The organism is Lonepinella koalarum, from assembly GCF_004565475.1.
In the GTDB taxonomy this organism is placed as follows: Bacteria; Pseudomonadota; Gammaproteobacteria; order Enterobacterales; family Pasteurellaceae; genus Lonepinella; species Lonepinella koalarum.
In genome coordinates, this window is sequence record NZ_SRHX01000007.1 from 47,424 (window position 1) to 69,518 (window position 22,095).

Genomic DNA, 22,095 nt, shown 5'->3' on the forward strand with positions numbered 1-22,095 from the left:
GAAAAAGATGAAACTTTATGTTTACGATCACTGCCCTTATTGTGTACGTGCCAGAATGATTTTTGGTTTTAAACAGCTTCCTGTTGAATTGGTTTATATTCAAAATGATGATGAAGCCACACCTGTAGGGTTAATTGGTAAAAAAGCCGTCCCTATTTTATTGAAAGATGATGGTTCTGCTATGCCAGAAAGTTTAGATATTGTGCGTTATGTGGATCAACATTATGGTGAAAAATGTTTGTCTGATCAGGTCCGCCCTGAATTAGAAACCATGATTAAGCAAATCGGTAGCTATTATAATCATCTTCTTTTGCCACGTTTTGTGCAGCTAGGTTTGCCAGAATATAAAACGCAAAGTGCATTAGACTATTTCGTTAATAAGAAATCGGTATCTATCGGTGATTTTACTGAAAATTTGGCTCAAACGGAGCAATATTTAGCAAGATTACAGCAAGATTTGCCTATGCTTGAAACCTTGATTTTGGCGGGAGATAAAGCCAATGGTCAACAACTGTCTATTGAAGATATTATGCTGTTCCCGATGTTGCGTAATTTAACTTGTGTGAAAGGCGTGAAATTCCCAAGCCGTATTGAAAATTATATTCATACCATGGCGAAATTAAGTGGAATTGATCTTTATTTTGATAGAGCAATTTAAAAACCAGCAAAAAATACCGCACTTTTTTGATTTTCCTAGTAAAATTGGGCATAGTAGGCAAAATAGTTGCTAATGATTATTTTTTATTTCTTTAGCAACACTTTTGTCTATTAAGCCTTTATATAGCTTTTAATGATTTTACTTGAGTTACTGGAGGTATGTCCCGGAGTCGAACCAAGCTACATGGATTTGCAATCCAGTGCATAACCGCTTTGCTAACATACCCTAGACAAGAATTATAATTGGTTGATTTCATTGAATAATTTATGGTGCCCGAGGCCAGACTTGAACTGGCACGCCCCGAAAGGCGAGGGATTTTAAATCCCTTGCGTCTACCGATTCCGCCACTCGGGCCAAACGCATTTCCTAACTGATTAGGTTAATTTGGAGCGGGAAACGAGGCTCGAACTCGCGACCCCGACCTTGGCAAGGTCGTGCTCTACCAACTGAGCTATTCCCGCTTTGTCGTCAGCTTGTTGCTGTTAACGGAAGTGAATTTTACGGATTTTCTGATCCTAGTCAAATGTTATTTTCAATAATAAATTCAAGCGACTAATTTTAAGTCGATTTCTTGATTTTTTGTAAACAAGTTAATTATTCATGGCTATGATCTTGTAATAAAGGTTCTTTTGCCGCGTTTAAATACTGCATCATTGACCAAATAGTTAGAATTGCAGCTATATAAAGTAGTGCAATAGCAGAATATTCCATTAATTCATTATAACGCCATAACAATCCACCAAGTGCCAACATTTGAGCGGTAGTTTTGACTTTACCAATCCAAGATACTGCCACTTTAGTACGACTACCGATTTCAGCCATCCATTCACGTAAAGCGGAAACAATAATTTCCCTTGAGATAACCACAATAGCGGGTATCGTAATCCAAAAGACATGATAGTATTCTACAATTAAAATCAGCGCCGCGGATACAATTACTTTATCTGCCACCGGATCTAAGAAAGCCCCAAACCGAGTAGTTTGTTTCCATCTACGAGCTAAATAACCATCAAATAAATCAGTGATAGATGCTACAAAGAAAATTGCTGTGGTAACAATATTGGTCCAATAGGCGGGCAAGTAAAAAGCAATAATAAAAAATGGAATTAATATTACTCGGAAAATCGTTAATAGGGTTGGAAAATTTAGTTTCATAGCATAACAATGTCGTGTTAGAATTTTGTTTTATTCTAAAGCATATTTTGTCATTTGGAAAATGGAAAATAGGGGAAATTTTCCCCTATGTTGTTTTTATACTATTCTGCTGGTTCGATTACTTTAATTTCTACACCACTGTGTAAACCACGTGGTAAATTTGACCCTTTGCGACCTCGTTCAGCACGGAATTTTTGCAAGTCTTCTGGTTTTAAGGTGATTTTACGTTTACCCGAATAAAATACCAAGCTGGCTCGTTCGGAAATTAACAGCAATTTCACCAGGCTATCTTTATCCGCTTTCAGATCGGCAGCAGATATTGTGATAATTTTATTACCTTTACCTTTGGCAAGCTGTGGTAAATCCGCCACGGGGAAGATTAACATGCGTCCAGCTTGAGTTAATGCCACTAAAAGCGCGGTGTTTTTTGGCAGAATTTCGATCGGTAGCACTTTAGCATTCTCCGGTAAGCTAATTACCGCTTTACCCGCTTTATTGCGAGCGACTAAATCATCAAATTGACAAATAAAACCATAACCCGCACTGGATGACATTAATAAAGCTTGATCGTTATTTTCAATTAATACTTGCGCTACATTTGCTCCGCTAGGCAAGGTAAGTTTGCCGGTAAGAGGTTCTCCCTGTGAACGAGCCGATGGCAAACTTAATGGATCCAGTGCATAACTTCGACCCGTACTATCAATAAACACTGCAGACTGATTACTTTTACCTTGAGCGTGGTCAAGATATTTATCGCCAGCTTTGTAATTTAACCCTGTCACATCAATTTCATGACCTTTAGCACAACGTACCCATCCTTGTTCTGATAAAATCACGGTGATCGCTTCAGCAGGTAACATTTCTGCTTCTGAAATGGCTTTGGCTTCCGCACGTTCAACTAATGGTGAACGGCGTGGGCTAGCGTAGGTTTTGGCATCCTGTTGAATTTCTTTTTTAATCAGCGTATTTAAACGGCGTTCAGAACTGAGTAACAGCTCTAATTGTTCCCGTTCTTCGGCAAGTTTATCCTGTTCTGCTTTTAATTCTTGTTCTTCCAATTTGGCTAAATGGCGTAAACGCAAGTTTAAAATGGCTTCCGCTTGTTCTTCACTCAAGTTAAATCGGGCGATAAGTTCGGGTTTGGGGTCATCTTCGTGGCGGATAACCTCAATCACTTCGTCAATATTGAGATAAGCAATCATTAGCCCCGCTAAAATATGTAATCTTGCCAACACCTTGTCTAACCGATGTTGTAAACGACGAGTCACGGTAGTGCGGCGGAATTGAAGCCATTCGGTTAATATTGCCAACAAGCCTTTCACTGCAGGTTTATGATCGAGACCGATCATATTCATATTCACGCGATAAGATCGCTCCAGATCGGTGGTCGCAAATAAATGTGCCATTACGGCATCCACATCCACACGGTTAGAACGTGGCACCAACACGATTCGTACAGGGTTATCTTGATCCGCCTCATCACGCATATCTTCCAACATTGGCAGCTTTTTGCTATTCATTTGTTCGGCAATTTGCGCTTGAATTTTGGTTGGTGACGATTGATGTGGCACGGCAGTAATGATAATTTCGCCGTCTTCTTTTTTCCATGTTGCACGCATTTTTATTGAACCACGCCCTTGCTGGTAAATTTTGCGAATATCCGTTTTCGGCGTGATAATTTCGGCTTCGGTTGGGAAGTCAGGACCTTGTACAATGGTTAATAAATCATCTAGCGTTGCCTTTGGATTCTCTAATAACATAATGCACGCATCGGCAATTTCATTGATATTATGGGGGGGAATATCTGTTGCCATTCCCACCGCAATGCCTGTTGTACCATTTAACAAAATATGCGGTAGGCGAGCAGGTAAATATTGCGGTTCTTGTAATGTACCATCAAAATTTGGTTGATAATCTACCGTGCCTTGCCCTAATTCTCCAAGTAATACTTCAGATATTTTGGCAAGTCGTGATTCCGTATAACGCATTGCCGCAAAGTATTTTGGATCGTCCACTGATCCCCAGTTACCTTGTCCGTCCACTAATGGATAGCGATAAGAAAAAGATTGAGCCATTAATACCATGGCTTCATAACAAGCACTGTCACCATGTGGATGAAATTTACCTAATACATCACCCACGGTACGAGCAGATTTTTTATATTTTGCACTGGCGTTTAAACCAAGTTCCGACATGGAATAAATAATGCGACGTTGTACAGGCTTAAGACCGTCACCGATAAACGGCAAGGCACGATCCATGATTACATACATGGAATAATTTAAATAAGCACTTTCGGTAAAAGTGCGAAGTGGCATTTGTTCAATGCCTTCATAGTTGATTGTTGAGTTATTTTCTGTCATATTTTTATTCATTCCGTAGGGACGGATCTATGTGTCCCGCCCGAAAATTACGCTCCGTTTTTGGCGGGCGGACACATAGGTCCGCCCCTACAATAATATGAGTGTTAGACCGTCAAATCTACCAAATCTCCTTTCTCTTGCAACCAGTTTTTACGGTCATCTGCTCGCTTTTTATTGAGTAACATATCCATTAACTCAAAGGTGTCGTTTGGCAAAACATTATTATTTTCTACCGCGCTTTCTACTTGATAAGTTAATTGTACCAAACGGCGAGTATTTGGATCCATTGTCGTTTCCCGTAACTGGCTTGGATTCATTTCTCCTAACCCTTTGAAACGTTGTACATTAAGTTGTCCACGTTTACCTTTGAGACGATCTAAAATCCCTTCTTTTTCGCTTTCGTCAAGGGCATAATAAACTTCTTTGCCTAAGTCAATGCGATACAACGGTGGCATTGCTACAAAAACATGTCCTTGTTGTACGAGTTTTGGAAAATGGCGTAAAAATAATGCACAAAGTAGGGTAGCAATATGTAAACCATCGCTGTCCGCATCAGCGAGAATACAGACTTTGCCATAGCGGAGTTGACTTAAATCATCACTATCGGGGTCAATCCCCAGTGCCACCGCAATATTATGCACTTCTTCCGAGCCTAACACCTGATCAGAAGCCACTTCCCAAGTATTTAGAATTTTACCTCGTAATGGCAAAATCGCTTGATAATCTCGATTCCGAGCCTGTTTGGCGGAACCGCCCGCAGAATCCCCTTCCACTAAAAACAGCTCGGTGCGATCCAAATCTTGCTGCGAACAATCTGCCAATTTACCGGGTAGTGCAGGACCTGATGTCAGTTTTTTACGCACCACTTTTTTCGCTGCATTTAAGCGTTTTTGTGCCGAACTAATCGCCATTTCCGCCAAGGCTTTAGCTTGTTCTACGTTATTATTCAGCCAAAGACTGAAAGCATCTTTCACCACACCGCTAATAAATACCGCACTTTGACGAGAAGATAAGCGTTCTTTGGTTTGCCCTGAAAATTGCGGATCATGCATTTTTAGCGACAACACATAGGCACAACGATCCCACAGGTCATCAGCCGTAAGTTTAACATTGCGTGGCAATAAATTGTGGAACTCACAAAACTCTCGCATAGCGTCAAGCAAACCTTGACGCAAGCCATTGACATGGGTGCCTCCTAGAACAGTCGGAATTAAATTTACATAGCTTTCACCGAGTAATTCGCCCCCCTCAGGTAACCATAATAAAGCCCAAGAAACCGCTTCGTAATTGGCCTTAAATTCGCCTACAAACGGCGTTTCAGGTAGAGTATTAAAACCATTGACGGCTTCACTTAAATAATCAGATAAACCATCTTGATAAAGCCAAATATCTTCGGTACCGTTGACTTTATCAATAAATTTAATTTCCAACCCCGAACACAACACAGCTTTTGCCCGCAATAAATGACGCAACCGAGAAACGGAAAATTTATCGCTGTCAAAATATTTGGGATTAGGTTTGAAATGGACGGTTGTTCCTGTATTTCGCCGTCCACAACTGTCAACAACTTCAAGTTCTTCGACTTTTTCTCCATTAGCAAAGGCAATATGATGCACTTCGCCGTTACGTTTAATGGTCACGTCCACCCGTTCGGAAAGGGCATTCACTACAGAAATTCCTACACCATGCAAACCGCCAGAAAATTCATAATTTTTATTGGAAAATTTTCCGCCTGCGTGTAGTTTAGTCAAGATCACTTCTACCCCTGACATTTTTTCGGTTGGGTGCATATCCACTGGCATCCCTCGACCATTATCGGTGACTTCTAAAGATTGATCTTTGTGTAAAATCACTTCAATTTTAGTGGCATAACCTGCAAGAGCTTCATCTACGCTGTTATCAATGACTTCTTGCCCTAAATGATTTGGGCGAGTGGTATCGGTGTACATCCCTGGGCGAACCTGCACAGGTTCTAAGCCTTTGAGAACCTGAATGTTTATTGAGTCGTATTGTTTTTCGGTCATAGTGTATAATATATTTTATGATTTATTGTAGGGGCGTATTGCATACGCCCTTATGATTGACGGAGCGTAGATTTGGGCGTATGCAATACGCCCCTACAATTAGGGAGCGTTAATTTTCTTCTATAACGCAAAAGAAACCGTCTTCCCTGTTGGCAACGCCACTGAAAGACTAAGCTGTCCCCCCATTGCCTCCACATAACGCTTAACTGATGAAAGGTAAATATTATCACCCTGTCTTTCTATTGGCGTCACACGTGGTGAACTGATATTGAGAGCGTTAGAAAGTTGTTGTTGATAGCGTTCCAATTCTTCACGAATCTGATCAAGAGTAAGATCTATCAACATACGTTCGGTTTCTTGTTTTATTTTTTCTTGGCGTTCAATAGGTAACTCAGCTAAGATATCTTTAAAATTCGTAAAGCCTTTCATCCTTATTCTCCAATTACAAATTTCTCCGTAGATTATAGTTTATCATTCCACAACAGACAAGTATGGGGGGGTATCAGGAAATCTATACCAATGTAGAAAATTCAGCAATTTTTACTCACAATCCTTAATAGGATTGTTCGGGGCTTCGTCCCCGTTGCTACGCAACGTTGAAAATTCCTTTGGAATTTTTTCACCGCAGATTTTGGAATCAAGATCACAAAAATAAGAAGAAAGAACGTACTGAATCGCCAAATTTTTCAAAAGAGTATACTCTTTTTGGTTGTTATTGACATAACAACCAAATAAACATTAACAATTAACCTATAGGATATTTTTATGTTGAAGAAATGGATGATAACGGTCATATTTTGCTTTTTGGTCGGTTGTGCAAATAAACCATCATATAATCAATTGGCAATGAATTTACAAATGGGTATGACTAAGCAGGAAGTCATTAACTTATTGGGCGAACCAAAGAAAGTATTTGCTAGAAGTACTAATAAGGGGCAAGTAGAAGTTTTAAGCTATTGGGGACTTGTATTGGTTGGGTTTAATGTTGTTGATAATCAAATGTTATCTCAAGATCGTTTGTCTGTTACCTTATTAAATAATAAGGTAACGGAATGGGGTGATAAATTAGATTCAGGTGAAATGCTGGATAAAACTCAAGAACGAACACTAGAATATATAGATAAAATCCAAAGTAATACAAAAAAATAACATTCTAGAGCCTATAATCAGGATTGTTATAGGCTCTCAAAATTTCGATTAACTATTATTCTTCTTCTCTTCCAACGCTTCCCACCGTTCAAACGCCTGTTCCAATTCTGTTTCAAGATCGGCTAATTGTTGCAATTTTTCAGCGGTATAACTGTGATCTTGTTGAAAAAACTCAGGGCTACCCACTTCCCCTTGAAGGGCAGTGATTTGTTGTTCTAGGTTTTCCAATAATTCTGGTAATTGCTCCAGCTCACGCTGTTCTTTATAGGAAAGTTTTACCGCCTGTTTTTTCGGTTTTGTTAAAATTTCGGCATTTTTTACCGCACTTTTTTCCGTTTTAATGGGGGCGTTTGTGGCTTTTTGAGCCAACACATTGGCTTGTTGCTGTTTAGCATCAAAATAACCACCCACATATTTATTCAACACACCATCGCCTTCAAACATATAACATTCGGTAGCAACGTTATCAATAAATTGACGGTCGTGGCTGACGATGAGTAGCGTGCCTTGATAATCAGCGAGAATTTCTTCCAATAATTCAAGTGTTTCCACATCTAAATCGTTAGTTGGTTCGTCCAGAATTAATAAATTATTCGGCTTTAATAATAATTTTGCCAACAATAAGCGATTACGTTCACCGCCCGATAGGGCTTTGACAGGGGTCATGGCTCGTTTGGGTGGAAATAAGAAATCTTGTAAATAGCCTAACACGTGGCGTTTAATGCCGTTGACTTCAATATCTTGCTTGCCGTCTGCCACATTATCCATAACAGATTTTTCGGGATCAAGATCCACCCGATATTGGTCGAAATAGGCAATGTCTAATTTGGTGCCACAACGGATTTTTCCTGAAGTGGGTTTAAGTTGTTCGAGTAATAGTTTAATAAAAGTCGTTTTTCCACAACCATTGGCACCCACTAAAGCAATTTTATCGCCACGCAAAATGATGGTGCTAAAGTTGGTGAGTAATTTTTTGCCGTCAATATCAAAACTGGCATTTTCCACTTCAAACACAATTTTGCCCGAACGGCTGGATTGATCCAGTTGTAACTTGGCTGTACCCAGTTGATCACGGCGTTGACGGCGTTCTTCTCGCAAAGCTTTTAAGGCTTTTACACGCCCTTCGTTACGGGTTCGGCGAGCTTTAATGCCTTGCCGAATCCACACTTCTTCTTGGGCGAGTTTTTTATCAAATAGGGCATTTTGCAATTCTTCCACTCGAAGGTTTTCTTCTTTGGTGGTGAGATAATTATCGTAATCGCTCGAATAGGACACCAGTTGTCCACGGTCAAGATCCACAATGCGTGTCGCCATTTTGCGGATAAAGGAACGGTCATGCGAGATAAACACAATACTGCCTTTAAACGCTAGCAGAAAGTCTTCCAACCACTCAATGGCATCGACGTCTAAATGGTTAGTGGGTTCGTCTAATAGCAACACATCAGGATTACATACCAATGCTCGAGCTAATGCGGCTTTGCGTAACCAACCGCCGGATAAATCCGCCAGTTTGGTTTCAGGATTCAGATTGAGTTTTATCAATACTTCCTTGATTTTATTATCAAATTGCCAACCGTTAGCGTGTTCTAATTGGGCTTGTACGCTAGCTAATTTGTTTAACAGATTATCGCTGTAATTCTGTTCAAATTGGATAGAAAGATGATGATATTCTTTTAAGAGATCCGCCAAATGCCCGATGCCTTCTGCGACATAATCAAACACATTGCCCGACGCATTACGTGGCGGATCTTGCTCCAAACGAGACACCACCAAATCTTGGCTCAACAGCAATTTGCCATCGTCCATTGTCACATCGCCAGCCAAAATTTTTAGTAGAGTGGATTTTCCTGCTCCATTTCGTCCCACCAAACAAACTCGCTCGTTAGGTTCAATATGTAAATCGCAGTGATCCAGCAAAGGATGATCGCTAAAGGAAAGATAGCCGTTGGTTAAACTGATTAATGCCATAATGATTGATTAAATTGAAAAAATTGCAGAGATTTTAGCAGTTTTTGGGAGGAATTTGTAGCTTTGATTGAGTTAAGTCGTTCATTTTGTTTATGATGCATAAACGAATATATAAACTAATGATATTATTATTCAGGGATTAAAAAAATGCAACCTCTCAGTTGCATTTTCATTAGGGATGTTTAGGATTTATGAACAAAATTTTCACTTATTTTGGAATCACAATTAAGTGAAATTACCTTAAGCATTAGGGATTACTTAAGATGCTCACAATTATAACTTATTTAGTTTTAATTACAAGCTCCATTTGAATATTTTTAAAATTATTTATTAGTTCAGATATTTTTTCCCCTGATGATAAAGTTAATTCTGGCGCGATTTCATAAAGTGGCACAATGACAAATTCCCGATTGTGCATATCATAATGGGGAATAGTTAATCTTTCTGATTTTATCACCAGTTGATCATAAAGCAATATGTCAAGATCTAAAGTACGCTCACCCCAATGACGTAAACGTACTCGACCTTGTTCTAGCTCAATTTGTTGTAACGCATCTAATAAAGCAATAGGTTCAAGTGTCGTTTCAATTTTTGCAACGGCATTGATATAATCAGGTTGATCTTGCGGTCCTAGCGGTTTACTACAATAAAAAGAACTGACCGCTAATATTTGTGTTTGCGGTAAATTAGCCATAGCATTTAGTGCAGAATCAAGTTGTTGTACTGGTTGATTTAAGTTACTACCTAAGGCGATATAAGCAATAGCCATGATTTAATCCTTCTTAGTCGAGCGTTTCCGATAATAACGTTTTTTCGGTTTTGGTGCATTTTTATCTTGCTCTTTCAGCAAGGCGATTCGTTGTTCCGCATTACTGAATTGATATTCATGCCACCATTTGGCTAGTTCAATGCTCTCACCGCCTTCAATTTCTGCTCGCATTGCTAATAAATCATAAGCTGCTCGGAATTTTGGCTGTTCCATGGTGCGTTCAGGAAATCTTCCTGAACGTTTTAAAAGTTGTAATTGTAATAGCCAAATTTCTCGAATAACACCCGTGTGACGACGAGGTACGGCAAGGGAATGACATAATAAATCCATAATCTCATTACTCGCTAAAGCATAGGCATCATGATTATTTAAGCCACCTTCGTTTTTCAAGATATCCACTTTTTCACGTAATGGATACCAGAAAAAAGTCGCAAATAAAAAGGCGGAATTCAGACGTAAATTATCGGCAATACGTTCATCAGTAGATTTTAACGAATGGATAATCATACGTTCGGCTAAACTGTCGCCTTGTTCGGTAAAGTAAGGTATTAACGCCGGGAAAAGTTGTTCAAATAAGCCATATTGACGCAATAAATAATAGGTTTTTTCACCACTTCCTGTTTGTAATAATTTTAGACTTTCATCAAATAAACGGGCCGGTGGAATATTTTTTAGTAAAGGTGCTAATTCTACAATCGGTGTTTCACTGGCTTTATCTAAGAACATATCCAATTTAGCCATAAAACGAATGGCTCTTAGCATACGAACAGGATCTTCCTGATAGCGAGTGACAGGATCACCGATTAAACGTAATTTCCCGGCTTTAAGATCATCAATGCCGTGGTAGAAATCATAAATGCTATTATCTCTTGGACTGTAATAAAGGGCGTTTACTGTAAAATCACGGCGTTGTGCATCTTGCTCTAATGTACCATATACGTTATCACGCAAGATCATACCATCTTGATTTTGTTTTGCTTGTTGTTCTGAATGATTAACTTCGTGGCTAGCTCGAAAAGTGGCAACTTCAATAATATCCCGTCCAAACATAATATGAGCTAAACGAAAACGACGCCCCACTAAACGGCAACGACGTTGGAAAATAGCCTGTACTTGCTCTGGACGAGCATTAGTGGCTACGTCAAAATCTTTAGGGGTTTTACCTAATAAAAGATCACGCAAACATCCCCCGACAATATAGTCTTCATAACCGTGACGATTGAGTTTTTCAACCACACTCAAAGCATTCTTGCTAAGCATACGGGCATGAATATTAACTTGACTTGCCTTAACTGTGTATTTTTTATGAGACTGAACTGGTTTATTCGTCTTTGCCTTTGTCGATTTTGTTGAATGAACAACGACGTTCAGTGATGAACGATCAATTTTAGTAGATTTAACCTGCTTTGAATGTTTACTAAACAGGTTTTTTATGTAGGTTAAAATAATAAACTCCGTAAATAAAACGTTTTTGAATAAAACGAACGGACACATAAATTGTGTCCGGATTTTTATTCTATATAGCTTGTAGCTTAATTGGGACTAAAATCCCATTTGTTTTTCACGTACTTCAGCTAATGTTTTACAATCAATACAAAGATCTGCGGTTGGGCGAGCTTCTAAACGGCGAATACCGATTTCCACACCGCAAGAATCACAGTAACCAAAATCTTCGGTATCTAATTTTTTTAAAGTATTTTCAATTTTCTTCATTAACTTACGTTCACGATCTCTGGCGCGTAATTCTAAACTAAATTCTTCTTCTTGCGTAGCACGATCGGCAGGATCTGGAAAATTAGATGCTTCATCTTGCATATGGTTGACAGTACGACCGGCTTCATTAACAATTTGGTTATACCATGCTTGTAAAATCTTACGAAAATGAGCAATCTGCTTTTCGTTCATATATTCTTCATTTTTTTCTTCTTGATAGGGCGACACACCCGCTAAAGCTAATAGGCTTAAAGAGGCTTTATTTGTATTTGTCATGTTGTTCTCCAATCAATATATATTGTCTGAGCGAGCCATCTCTAGCGACGCCAAGCACGTTAGTTGTTCCCTAAAATAATAGAGGATAATTTTAAAGGCGTTATAAATACCAGAAGTTGACTAAATAAGCAAATAAAAATATCTAAACATTGCAATATTTACTCGGTCTTTACATAAAAATGTGATCTAAGTTCCAAAAATGAAAGAAATGATTGCGAGATTTTCTATTTTTGCGATAGGCTTTTGCGATATTTTGTGTATTCTTTGAACGGAATTGGCACATGATGTTTATAGCTAGATAAAGTACGGTTTAACATGCAGATAATTTTAAGAGTAATCAATCAAATAAATATAAATACTATTGTGTATAGCGTTATTTTAGCGGTTATTTCATTATATTTTTTACCCACGAAATTTTTATTATCTTGGCAAGTTTGTACGAGTTTATTTTTTATTGTTGTTATATTGCGAATCGTTGTGGCTAGAAAACAATTCGTTATATTATGGCTAAATAGAGCGTTAATTTTGCTAGTATGTGTTGGTTACGCACATTACTTTGCACTGAGTGCCTTGCAACAAGCCCAAATCACACCTCAAAAAGTTCAAACGATGTTTCGTATCGTGGAAATTCAACATCAAGGAGATTATCAATCTTTGGTGATAGAAACAGAACAGCCCAAAAGGCGGATTTATACCAGTTGGAAAGTAGATCAGGTTCCTAGGCTAGGTGAAATTTGGCAAGGTGAATTACAACTTCGACCGCTTTCATCTCGTTTAAATATAGGTGGTTTCGATCGACAAACATGGTATTTTGCCAAAGATATTCAAGCATGGGGAACGGTAAAAAGTGCGGTCAAAATTTCGCAGGATTTTTCGTGGCGAGAACAACGTTTAGCACATAGTTTGGTACAAACCCAAGGATTAACCCAACAAGGACTTTTACTCGCCCTTGGCTTTGGTGAGCGAGCATGGTTACATCCAGAGATTTGGCAACGCTATCAACAAACCAACACGGCTCATTTAATTGCGATTTCTGGACTGCATATCGGCTTGGCGATGGCACTCGGTTTTTGGTTAGTTCGAGTGATACAGTATTTTTTACCTACCCGAAAAATAACCCCTATTCTGCCTTTATGTGGCGGGGTAATACTCGCTTTATTATATGCACAATTAGCGGGTTTTGCGATTCCTACCTTGCGAGCCATTCTAGCGATATTAATAGTGATATTATTGCGTTTTTATCGAGCCTATTGTACTGCATGGCAACTCTATGTTCGGGTAGTGGCATTGTTGTTGCTATGCGATCCTTTAATGATTTTATCCACGAGTTTTTGGTTATCCATCGGGGCAGTAGCTTGCTTAATTTTATGGTATCAGCTTTTCCCATTGCATTTAATGAGGTGGCGTGGTTTACCTCTGTCGCCAAAAGTGCGGTGGATTTTTGCATTATTTCACTTACAGTTAGGTTTATTTTGTTTATTTACTCCGATTCAACTGGCTTTTTTCCATGGGTTTTCGTTACAAGGCTTTGTCGCAAATTTATTAATAGTACCTCTATATAGCTTTTTACTGGTGCCTATTGTGTTATTGGCGGTATTTAGTCATGGCGGTTTTTATAGTTGGCAAATAGCAAATTTTTTAGCCGATAAAATTACCGATTTACTTTCGCTTTTTCAACATAGTTGGCTGAATTTGTCTTATCTGCAAAGTTTGTATTTAAATATTTTATTAGCGTTTATATTATGGGTAGCCTTATATAAAACTTATGGTCCAACTCAGAACGTTGCCAATTATCAGCAAAGACCGCCTTACTTTTCCTTAAAATCAGATCGTAGTTTATCTCCCATTCTTTATAATCGTATGCAACAAGGCTTGATCCTGTTTATTTTAGCTTGTACTACATTACTTTGTGGACATTATTTTTATCGTTCAGATTGGCAAGTAGAAACCCTTGATGTGGGACAAGGATTAGCCACATTAATTGTGAAAGATCAACATGGAATTTTGTACGATACTGGAGCAAGTTGGCAAGGTGGATCGATGGTAGAACTTGAAATTATACCTTATTTGCAACGACAAGGAATTAAGTTAGATTATGTCATTGTCAGCCATGATGACAATGATCATGCTGGCGGGGCAAGTGCGATAATAAAGATGTTTCCAGATGCTGTGTTTATCAGTCCATCCTATAAAAACTATGGCGAAAACTACCGCGGTTTTTGTAAGAAAGGTGAACAGTGGGAATGGCAAGGGATAAAGATAAGTGCATTATCCCCAGATACGCTTGTACAACGAGCAGAGAACCGAGATTCTTGTATATTATTAATGCGACAAGCTACGCATACTGTCTTACTAACGGGAGATGCAGATATTGCTATAGAACAACGGATTCTATCAACATTATCTAAAGTAGAGGTGTTACAAGTTGGGCATCATGGGAGTAAAACATCCACAGGAATAAATTTTATAAATAAAATTAAACCTGATATAGCGTTGATTTCTAGTGGTCGTTGGAATCCTTGGCATTTTCCTAATCAAGGCGTGATAGAACGTTTACGTCAAGCTAAAAGCGCGGTGTATAATACCGCAGTTGCGGGACAAATTTCTGTGCGATTTTATGCGGATAACACCGCGATAGTGACTGCTAGAAATGAGTTGAGTCCTTGGTATCAACAGATTATTGATGTTCAAGCGCGTGATTAAGTTGGATAATCATTAAAATGATTGTACAATGCCAACAATTTTAAAAATGAAGATGTGATTATGAAAGAAAAAGATATCTCGGTATTTAAAACCTTTAAACGCTTGTGGCCGACAATTAGTGTATTTAAGTCGGGTTTGATTGCGGCTGCAATTGCTTTAGTGCTAAATGCCCTCGTGGATTCTGGTTTAATCTATTTACTTAAACCTTTATTAGATCAGGGTTTCGGGCAGGCTGATCATGATTTTCTTAAATTAATGGCGGTATTAGTTGTCGCCTTTGTACTGTTTCGCGGCTTAACTAACTATGTAGCAAGCTATTGTTTAGCTTGGGTTTCAGGCAAAGTAGTGATGACCTTGCGTCGCCGTTTATTTAAGCATTTAATGTTTATGCCAGTGAACTACTTTGATCAAAATCCAACAGGTCGTTTACTTTCTAGAGTGACCTACGATAGTGAAATGGTCGCCAGTTCATCTTCCAGTGCTTTAGTAACGATTGTGCGTGAAGGCACTTATCTCATATCCCTTTTTGTGGTGATGATTTATACCAGTTGGCAACTGTCTATTGTGCTATTTATTGTTGCACCGATTATCGGGATATTAATTGGGTTAGTATCCAAAATTTTTCGCCAGTTAAGTCGGAATATTCAAGAGAGTATGGGAGCGTTAAGCATTACTACGGAACAAATGTTGAAAGGACATAAAGTCGTACTTTCTTTTGGCGGTCAAAAAGTCGAAGAACAACGTTTTAATGACGTGAGTAATGATATGCGACGTAAAGGTATGAAAATTGTGTCAGCGGATGGTATTTCCGATGGTTTGGTACAATTAATTGCTTCTTTTGCCCTTTCTGCCGTACTTTATGTAGCAACCTTTCCTGAAGTGATGAGTGAAAATTTAACCGCCGGTTCTTTTACTGTTGTGTTTTCTTCCATGATGGCAATGATGCGACCGTTAAAATCCTTAACTAATGTAAATTCTCAATTCCAACGCGGTATGGCGGCTTGTCAAACCCTATTTGAATTTTTAGATTTAGACACAGAAAAAGATAATGGCACCTACGAAGTTGAACGAGCTAAAGGCAATGTAGAATTTAAAAATGTAAGCTTTGCTTACCAAGGTAAGGAAGAACGTGCGTTAAATCATATTTCTTTAACTATTCCGCAAGGTAAAACCGTGGCATTAGTGGGGCGTTCTGGTTCAGGTAAATCTACCATAGCGAATTTGCTCACACGTTTTTATGATATTGAACAAGGCGAAATTTTGTTGGACGGTGTAAATATTCAAGATTACCGTTTAAGTAACTTACGTGAACAATGTTCCGTAGTATCGCAACAAGTCCATTTATTTAATGATACGGTAGCAAATAATATTGCCTATGCTGCCACAGATAAGTACAGTCGCCAACAAATTATTGATGCGGCTCATGCAGCTCATGCGATGGAATTTATTGAAAAATTAGACAATGGTTTAGATACCGTCATCGGTGAAAATGGGGCAAGTTTGTCAGGAGGACAACGCCAGCGTTTAGCCATTGCCCGTGCGTTATTGCGAAATTCACCGGTACTTATTTTGGATGAAGCCACTTCTGCCCTCGATACAGAATCTGAACGAGCTATTCAATCAGCACTGGAAATCTTGCAAAAAGATCGTACCGTTTTAGTGATCGCTCATCGTTTATCCACCATTGAAAAAGCTGATGAAATTATTGTGATTGAGCATGGCGAAGTAAAAGAGCGTGGTAGCCATAGCGATCTGCTTGCTCGAGGTGGCGCTTATAAACAATTGCATGCTATGCAGTTTTCACATTAGGGATGAGACGATGAACTTCTGGTATAGCAACTCAAAGATTGCTTACTTATTATTACCTTTTTCATGGTTATTTAGTTTAATCAGTAGTTTTCGTCGCTTTCTATTTAAATCGGGGATATTAAAATCGTATCGTTGCCCGGTACCAGTGGTGATTGTGGGAAATCTGAGTGTCGGGGGGAATGGAAAAACGCCAGTAACCATTTGGTTGGTGGACCAATTACAACAGCGTGGTATAAACTGCGGTGTCATTTCTCGTGGTTATGGGAGTAAATCGGATTATTATCCACGTTTAGTCAAAATTGATGATGATCCTATTCAATCCGGTGATGAACCGTTGTTAATTGCTAAACGTACAGGTGTACCGGTTTGTATTTCGCACAATCGCCAACAGGCTATTGAATTATTGATGAAAGAGCATGACTGTGATGTGATTATCAGTGATGATGGTCTTCAACATTATAAATTACAGCGAGATATTGAAATCGTTGTGATGGATGCCGAGCGTGGTTTGGGAAATGGTTTATTATTGCCAGCGGGTCCATTACGTGAAAATGCAAGCCGATTAAAAACCGTTGATTTTGTGATTACCAATGGGGCAGCAAATGCTTATACAGATGCGGTGATGAAATTAGTTCCCCATTATGCGATTAATTTAGTGACAGGTGAAAAACGTTTATTAAGTGAAATTAAACAGGCTCAAGCTATGGCAGGTATAGGAAATCCACAACGTTTTTTTACTATGTTACAGGGTTTAAATATTGAATTGAACAAGATTCAGGCTTTTGCCGATCACCAAGCCTATAGTGCAGCATTATTTAATGCTTTTGACAAAAATCAACCTTTATTAATGACCGAAAAAGATGCAGTGAAGTGCGGTAAATTTTCCCAGCAAAATTGGTGGTATGTCCCCGTAGATGCTGAAATTTCAGGACAAAAAACAACCGCACTTTTAGATAAAATCATTATGTTTACCAAGGATAACAAATGACAACATTCAGCGTAATTATTCCAGCTCGTTTTGCTTCAAGCCGGTTACCCGGTAAACCTCTGGCAGATATTGCCGGTAAACCGATGATTCAACATGTGTGGGAAAAGGCTCAACAATCTGGGGCAAGTCGTGTCATTGTGGCAACCGACAATGAACAAGTTGCACAAGTAGTGCGGGGTTTTGCTGGTGAAGTTTGTATGACATCGGAAAAACATAATTCAGGTACAGAACGTCTTGCGGAAGTAGTTGAAAAATTAGCCTTACCTGATGATGAAATTATCGTCAATATTCAAGGCGACGAACCATTAATTCCTCCTGTCATTGTGCAACAAGTTGCAGAAAATTTACAAAAATACCAAGTTAATATGGCAAGCCTTGCGGTAAAAATAGATGATCCTAAAGAACTGTTTAATCCAAATGCGGTGAAAGTGTTAACTGATAAAGATGGTTATGTATTGTATTTTTCTCGGGCAGTGATTCCATGGGATCGTGATCAATTTGCTCTTTTACAAAAAGGTGAATTAATCCAATCTGAATTAATATTACAACCTTGTTACTGGCGACATATCGGTATTTATGCTTACCGAGCCGGTTTTATCAAACAATATGTACAATGGCAACCGACAGCACTCGAGCAAATCGAAAGCCTTGAGCAATTACGAGTGCTATGGAATGGTGAACGAATCCACGTTGAACTTGCAAAAGAAGTTCCCGCTGTAGGGGTGGATACACCTGAAGATTTGGCAAAAGTGCGGTTAATTTTAGGTTAGTTCTAGATCCTGTGAAATATAAAAGGGCGAAAGCTCTTTTTTTATATTGAAAAATTAATTATTCCCCTTAGCCTTTTATTTTAGTTTAATTTGGCTTTACAAGTTAAAATTAATCTATTAATATAGCCACTTCTTTTCTATTAAAAAATAAGTAAATCAATATTAAGTAGGTATTTTATGAAAAAAGCACTTTTAGCCACATTATTATGTTCTTTAGCGATTTCCGCACAAGCTCACCGTGTTTGGGTGCAAACTGATCATACTCATGGCGATGAAATTTTAAAAGCTGATTTAGGTTATGGTGAATTTCCGACATTAGAGCAAATTTCTGAAAAACGATTACATTTTTTTGATCGTGGTATGACTTTATTCACCGCACAAGGCAAACAAAAATTAGTGCAAAAAGGTGATAAAAACTACCATTTTGAAACAGAAAAACCCGTACAAGAAGGGAGTTATATTGTTGCGGCAGAATATAAACCGATGTTTTGGTCGAAAAATGCGGAAGGTTGGAAACAAGCGGATATGAAAGATACGCCAAAAGCGACCTATTGTGAATTAACTTCCATGTATGGTAAAAATATTGTTAATGTAGGGCATGAAAGTGCAGGTATTGACGTGATTACCAAACAAATAGGACACGAGTTAGAAATTGTGCCGATGGATAATCCTGCCAATATTAATGTGAGTGATTTATTTAAAGTGAAAGTGCTCTATCGCGGTGAACCCTTGCCAAATGTGACGTTAACGGCGACTTTTGATGGGTTTGATACCGCAGATAATACTAAAACACATAAAGTAGAAGCACAGGCTTTTTCTGATGTGACGGCAGATGATGGCACAGTAAATATTATTCCATTACGTCAGGGTTTTTGGAAAGCTCAAGTGACTTATGAGGTGCCATTTAACGATCCTGCACAATGTCAAGTGGCGAAGCATTATGCGACATTAACCTTTAATATCGGTAAACAATACCATTAGTTGAAATTACCGGTAGGATTTGACATAATAAAAAAAAGAATAGTTCTGCGAAAAATTGTTCCTATGGATTTTAATGTTTATCCAAAATAGGTATATCAGATGGACCCTTGTGTATATACAAGGGTCTTGTTTTAAGGATAAAATACGTTTTTATGTTTGATCACAAATCTTTTCTCAAAAATGTGACTAATGATGCCGGAGTTTATCGTATGTTTGATAAAGCCGATCAGGTTATTTATGTGGGAAAAGCGAAGCATCTGAAAAAACGTCTTGCTAGCTATTTTCGCGCTAATTTATCCAGTAAAAAAACCGAGGCTTTAGTTTCTGCAATTTGTCGCATTGAAACCACTATTACCAGTTCTGAAACGGAAGCCTTATTACTTGAACATAATTATATTAAAACTTATCAACCACGTTATAATGTCTTGCTAAGAGACGATAAGTCCTACCCTTATATTTTACTCACCAAAGAACGTCACCCGAGAATCACGGCTTATCGTGGCTCAAAAAAAATTGCGGGGGAATATTTTGGACCTTATCCCCACGCTGGAGCAGTGCGTGAAACCTTGTCTTTGTTACAAAAATTATTTCCGGTTCGGCAATGTGAAAATTCGGTGTATAACAACCGTTCTCGCCCTTGTTTGCAATATCAAATTGGACGTTGCGCTGCCCCTTGTGTAAGTGGCTTAGTGACAGACGAAGACTATAATACTCAAGTAGAGTATGCGAGATTGTTTTTACAGGGCAAAGATAATCAAGTTATCGATCATTTAATCAGCAAAATGGAAAAGGCGAGTAATGAACTTGATTTTGAAAATGCCGCTCGTTTCCGTGATCAAATTCAGGCAGTGCGTTCGGTGATGGAGAAACAATTTGTCAGCCAAGATCGTTTAGATGATATGGATATTATCGCTATTGCTTACCAGTTAGGAGTGGCTTGCGTGCAAGTATTATTTATTCGACAAGGTAAAGTATTAGGCAATCGTAGTTATTTTCCGAAAGTGCCAGCAAATACTGATTTAGCAGAATTAACCGCCACCTTTGTCGGACAATTTTATTTACAAGCTCACCAAGGGCGAACGGTACCGAATACTATTATTGTTGATCATAAATTAGATGAAAAAGCTGAGTTAGAAAGTCTATTATCCGATCAAGTTGGACGGAAAGTGATGATTCAGGATAACAGTAAAGGTAATAAAAGCAAATATTTGCAACTTGCTCAAATGAACGCTAAAGCAGCTTTAACGTTAAAACTAAAAGAAACCAGTTTGATTAGTGAGCGTTATTTAGCCTTACAAAATTTATTAGGCATTGAAAATATTAAGCGAATGGAATGTTTTGACATCAGTCACACGATGGGGGAACAAACCATCGCATCTTGTGTCGTGTTTAGTGACAATGGACCATTAAAATCTGATTATCGCCGGTTTAATATTGATGGTATTACGGCAGGTGATGATTATGCCGCGATGGAACAGGCATTAAAAAAACGTTATGATCGAGAACTAGACGAAGATAAAATTCCTGATATTATTTTTATTGATGGTGGCAAAGGGCAGCTAAATCGGGCATTACAAGTATTTGAACAATTAAAAGTGAAATGGGATAAAAATAAACCGCACTTAATTGGTGTAGCCAAAGGTGTCGATCGTCGAGCAGGGCAGGAGACCTTGATTTTAAGCAAAATAGGTAAGGAATTGCATTTAGATCCTGATAATCTCGCTTTACATTTAATCCAACATATCCGTGATGAAAGTCATAACCATGCGATTACAGGACATCGTAAAAAACGCCAGAAAGCCTTTACCCAAAGTGGATTAGAAACCATTGCTGGCGTGGGAGCTAAACGTCGTCAGGCGTTATTAAAATATCTCGGTGGTATGCAAGGGATAAAAAATGCCACCATTGATGAAATTGCCAGTGTACCGGGCATTTCTAAAGATTTAGCAGAATTGATTTTTGATACATTAAAGAGTTAAAGTTGTCATGCAAGCGATCATTGAAACTCACCCATTTCCTCCCGTGTTACCGCCACAAGCGAAAGTGATGATGATGGGAACATTCCCGCCAACCGTTGAAAAGCGTTGTATGGAATTTCATTATCCGAATTTTCAAAATGATATGTGGCGAATTTATGGTTTAGTATTTTTTAACGATAAACACTATTTTCAAGTGAAAAATGAAAAATGTTTTGATCCTGAACGGATAAAAAATTTCTTAATAGAAAGGGGAATTGCAAGTTGTCCAACGGTACAAAAAGCAATTCGTGAACAAGGCAATGCCTCTGATAAATTTCTTAAAATTGTTGAACCTGTGAATCTAGCAAAGGTACTTAAACAACTTCCAGATTGCCAATGGATTTTCACAACTGGCGGAAAAGCCACCGAGACGTTATTAAGTTTATTACCCGAAAAACTAAAAGAACCGAAAACGAATGAGTTTATCGATTTTTCTTTTGCTGGGAGAGAACTAAAATTATATCGCTTACCGTCCACATCAAGGGCTTATCCACTCAGCTTTGAGAAAAAAGCTGAAGCCTATCAATATTTTTTTAAATTAGCGGGTATTTTATAAGGGAAATAATATGTTAGATAACGCATTATTAGGTTTAACCCATGAACAGCAACAACAAGCCGTGGAACATATACAAAAATTGATGGCACAAGGGATTCCGGCAGGACAAGCGATTAAACGCGTGGCAGAAGAATTGCGAGAATCTTATCAGAAAGATAGGGAATGAAAACGTCGAATTTAGGCAACAGGATCGGT

General features: G+C 38.5%; 18 protein-coding genes and 3 tRNA genes. 10 read left to right on the forward strand and 11 right to left on the reverse strand.

What is annotated here, in order from left to right:
• The first annotated feature begins 7 nt into the window (after positions 1–7).
• Complete coding sequence (gene grxB, locus E0709_RS09275) at positions 8–658, forward strand: glutaredoxin 2 (RefSeq protein WP_132300456.1); 651 nt, start codon at positions 8–10, stop codon at positions 656–658.
• A 151-nt stretch (positions 659–809) separates the two neighbouring features.
• Here grxB and E0709_RS09280 read toward each other — a convergent pair.
• From E0709_RS09280 to E0709_RS09310, 7 genes are all read right to left on the reverse strand, one after another.
• Positions 810–883 (reverse strand) — tRNA-Cys (locus E0709_RS09280).
• A gap of 42 nt (positions 884–925) precedes the next feature.
• Positions 926–1,012 (reverse strand) — tRNA-Leu (locus tag E0709_RS09285).
• Between the two features lie 31 nt (positions 1,013–1,043).
• Positions 1,044–1,119, reverse strand: a tRNA-Gly gene (locus tag E0709_RS09290).
• A gap of 133 nt (positions 1,120–1,252) precedes the next feature.
• Complete coding sequence (pgsA, locus tag E0709_RS09295; RefSeq protein WP_132300454.1) at positions 1,253–1,813, reverse strand: CDP-diacylglycerol--glycerol-3-phosphate 3-phosphatidyltransferase; 561 nt, start codon at positions 1,811–1,813, stop codon at positions 1,253–1,255.
• 101 nt (positions 1,814–1,914) lie between these two features.
• Entirely contained in the window at positions 1,915–4,176 is a 2,262-nt protein-coding gene (parC, locus tag E0709_RS09300) for a DNA topoisomerase IV subunit A (RefSeq protein ID WP_132300452.1), read from the reverse strand.
• Positions 4,177–4,280: 104 nt separating this feature from the next.
• On the reverse strand, positions 4,281–6,200 hold the full coding sequence (parE, locus tag E0709_RS09305) for a DNA topoisomerase IV subunit B (RefSeq protein ID WP_132300450.1): 1,920 nt from the start codon (positions 6,198–6,200) through the stop codon (positions 4,281–4,283).
• A 120-nt stretch (positions 6,201–6,320) separates the two neighbouring features.
• Positions 6,321–6,629: a helix-turn-helix domain-containing protein gene (locus E0709_RS09310; protein ID WP_132300448.1), complete on the reverse strand. Its 309-nt coding sequence runs from the start codon at positions 6,627–6,629 to the stop codon at positions 6,321–6,323.
• A gap of 336 nt (positions 6,630–6,965) precedes the next feature.
• Here E0709_RS09310 and E0709_RS09315 point away from each other — a divergent pair, with 336 nt between their 5' ends.
• A complete protein-coding gene (locus tag E0709_RS09315; protein ID WP_243640847.1) occupies positions 6,966–7,349 on the forward strand; it encodes a hypothetical protein in 384 nt (127 codons plus the stop codon).
• A 48-nt stretch (positions 7,350–7,397) separates the two neighbouring features.
• Here the strand turns inward: E0709_RS09315 and E0709_RS09320 are convergent, their stop codons facing one another.
• From E0709_RS09320 to dksA, 4 genes are all read right to left on the reverse strand, one after another.
• On the reverse strand, positions 7,398–9,317 hold the full coding sequence (locus tag E0709_RS09320) for an ABC transporter ATP-binding protein (RefSeq protein WP_132300446.1): 1,920 nt from the start codon (positions 9,315–9,317) through the stop codon (positions 7,398–7,400).
• 280 nt (positions 9,318–9,597) lie between these two features.
• Positions 9,598–10,086, reverse strand: a complete 489-nt coding sequence (folK, locus tag E0709_RS09325; RefSeq protein ID WP_132300444.1) for a 2-amino-4-hydroxy-6-hydroxymethyldihydropteridine diphosphokinase — start codon at positions 10,084–10,086, stop codon at positions 9,598–9,600.
• A gap of 3 nt (positions 10,087–10,089) precedes the next feature.
• Positions 10,090–11,511, reverse strand: a complete 1,422-nt coding sequence (gene pcnB / locus E0709_RS09330; RefSeq protein WP_391540696.1) for a polynucleotide adenylyltransferase PcnB — start codon at positions 11,509–11,511, stop codon at positions 10,090–10,092.
• A gap of 117 nt (positions 11,512–11,628) precedes the next feature.
• A complete protein-coding gene (dksA, locus tag E0709_RS09335) occupies positions 11,629–12,075 on the reverse strand; it encodes an RNA polymerase-binding protein DksA (protein WP_132300440.1) in 447 nt (148 codons plus the stop codon).
• Between the two features lie 315 nt (positions 12,076–12,390).
• On the opposite strand from dksA, the gene E0709_RS09340 reads away from it, so the two are divergent.
• From E0709_RS09340 to E0709_RS09375, 8 genes are all read left to right on the forward strand, one after another.
• Positions 12,391–14,778: a DNA internalization-related competence protein ComEC/Rec2 gene (locus E0709_RS09340; protein ID WP_132300438.1), complete on the forward strand. Its 2,388-nt coding sequence runs from the start codon at positions 12,391–12,393 to the stop codon at positions 14,776–14,778.
• A 60-nt stretch (positions 14,779–14,838) separates the two neighbouring features.
• The gene (msbA, locus tag E0709_RS09345) at positions 14,839–16,587 is read left to right on the forward strand and encodes a lipid A ABC transporter ATP-binding protein/permease MsbA (RefSeq protein WP_132300436.1); all 1,749 of its coding nucleotides are present in this window, start codon (positions 14,839–14,841) and stop codon (positions 16,585–16,587) included.
• Between the two features lie 10 nt (positions 16,588–16,597).
• A complete protein-coding gene (gene lpxK, locus E0709_RS09350) occupies positions 16,598–17,575 on the forward strand; it encodes a tetraacyldisaccharide 4'-kinase (protein WP_132300435.1) in 978 nt (325 codons plus the stop codon).
• The gene (kdsB, locus tag E0709_RS09355) at positions 17,572–18,345 is read left to right on the forward strand and encodes a 3-deoxy-manno-octulosonate cytidylyltransferase (RefSeq protein WP_132300433.1); all 774 of its coding nucleotides are present in this window, start codon (positions 17,572–17,574) and stop codon (positions 18,343–18,345) included. Before lpxK ends, kdsB begins: the two co-directional genes overlap by 4 nt.
• A gap of 177 nt (positions 18,346–18,522) precedes the next feature.
• The gene (locus E0709_RS09360) at positions 18,523–19,326 is read left to right on the forward strand and encodes a DUF4198 domain-containing protein (RefSeq protein WP_132300431.1); all 804 of its coding nucleotides are present in this window, start codon (positions 18,523–18,525) and stop codon (positions 19,324–19,326) included.
• Positions 19,327–19,478: 152 nt separating this feature from the next.
• Positions 19,479–21,305, forward strand: coding sequence for an excinuclease ABC subunit UvrC (gene uvrC, locus E0709_RS09365; RefSeq protein ID WP_132300429.1), 1,827 nt, complete (start codon positions 19,479–19,481; stop codon positions 21,303–21,305).
• Positions 21,306–21,312: 7 nt separating this feature from the next.
• On the forward strand, positions 21,313–21,900 hold the full coding sequence (locus tag E0709_RS09370) for a DNA glycosylase (protein WP_132300427.1): 588 nt from the start codon (positions 21,313–21,315) through the stop codon (positions 21,898–21,900).
• Positions 21,901–21,910: 10 nt separating this feature from the next.
• Complete coding sequence (locus E0709_RS09375) at positions 21,911–22,066, forward strand: YoaH family protein (protein WP_132300425.1); 156 nt, start codon at positions 21,911–21,913, stop codon at positions 22,064–22,066.
• Positions 22,067–22,095: the final 29 nt, after the last annotated feature.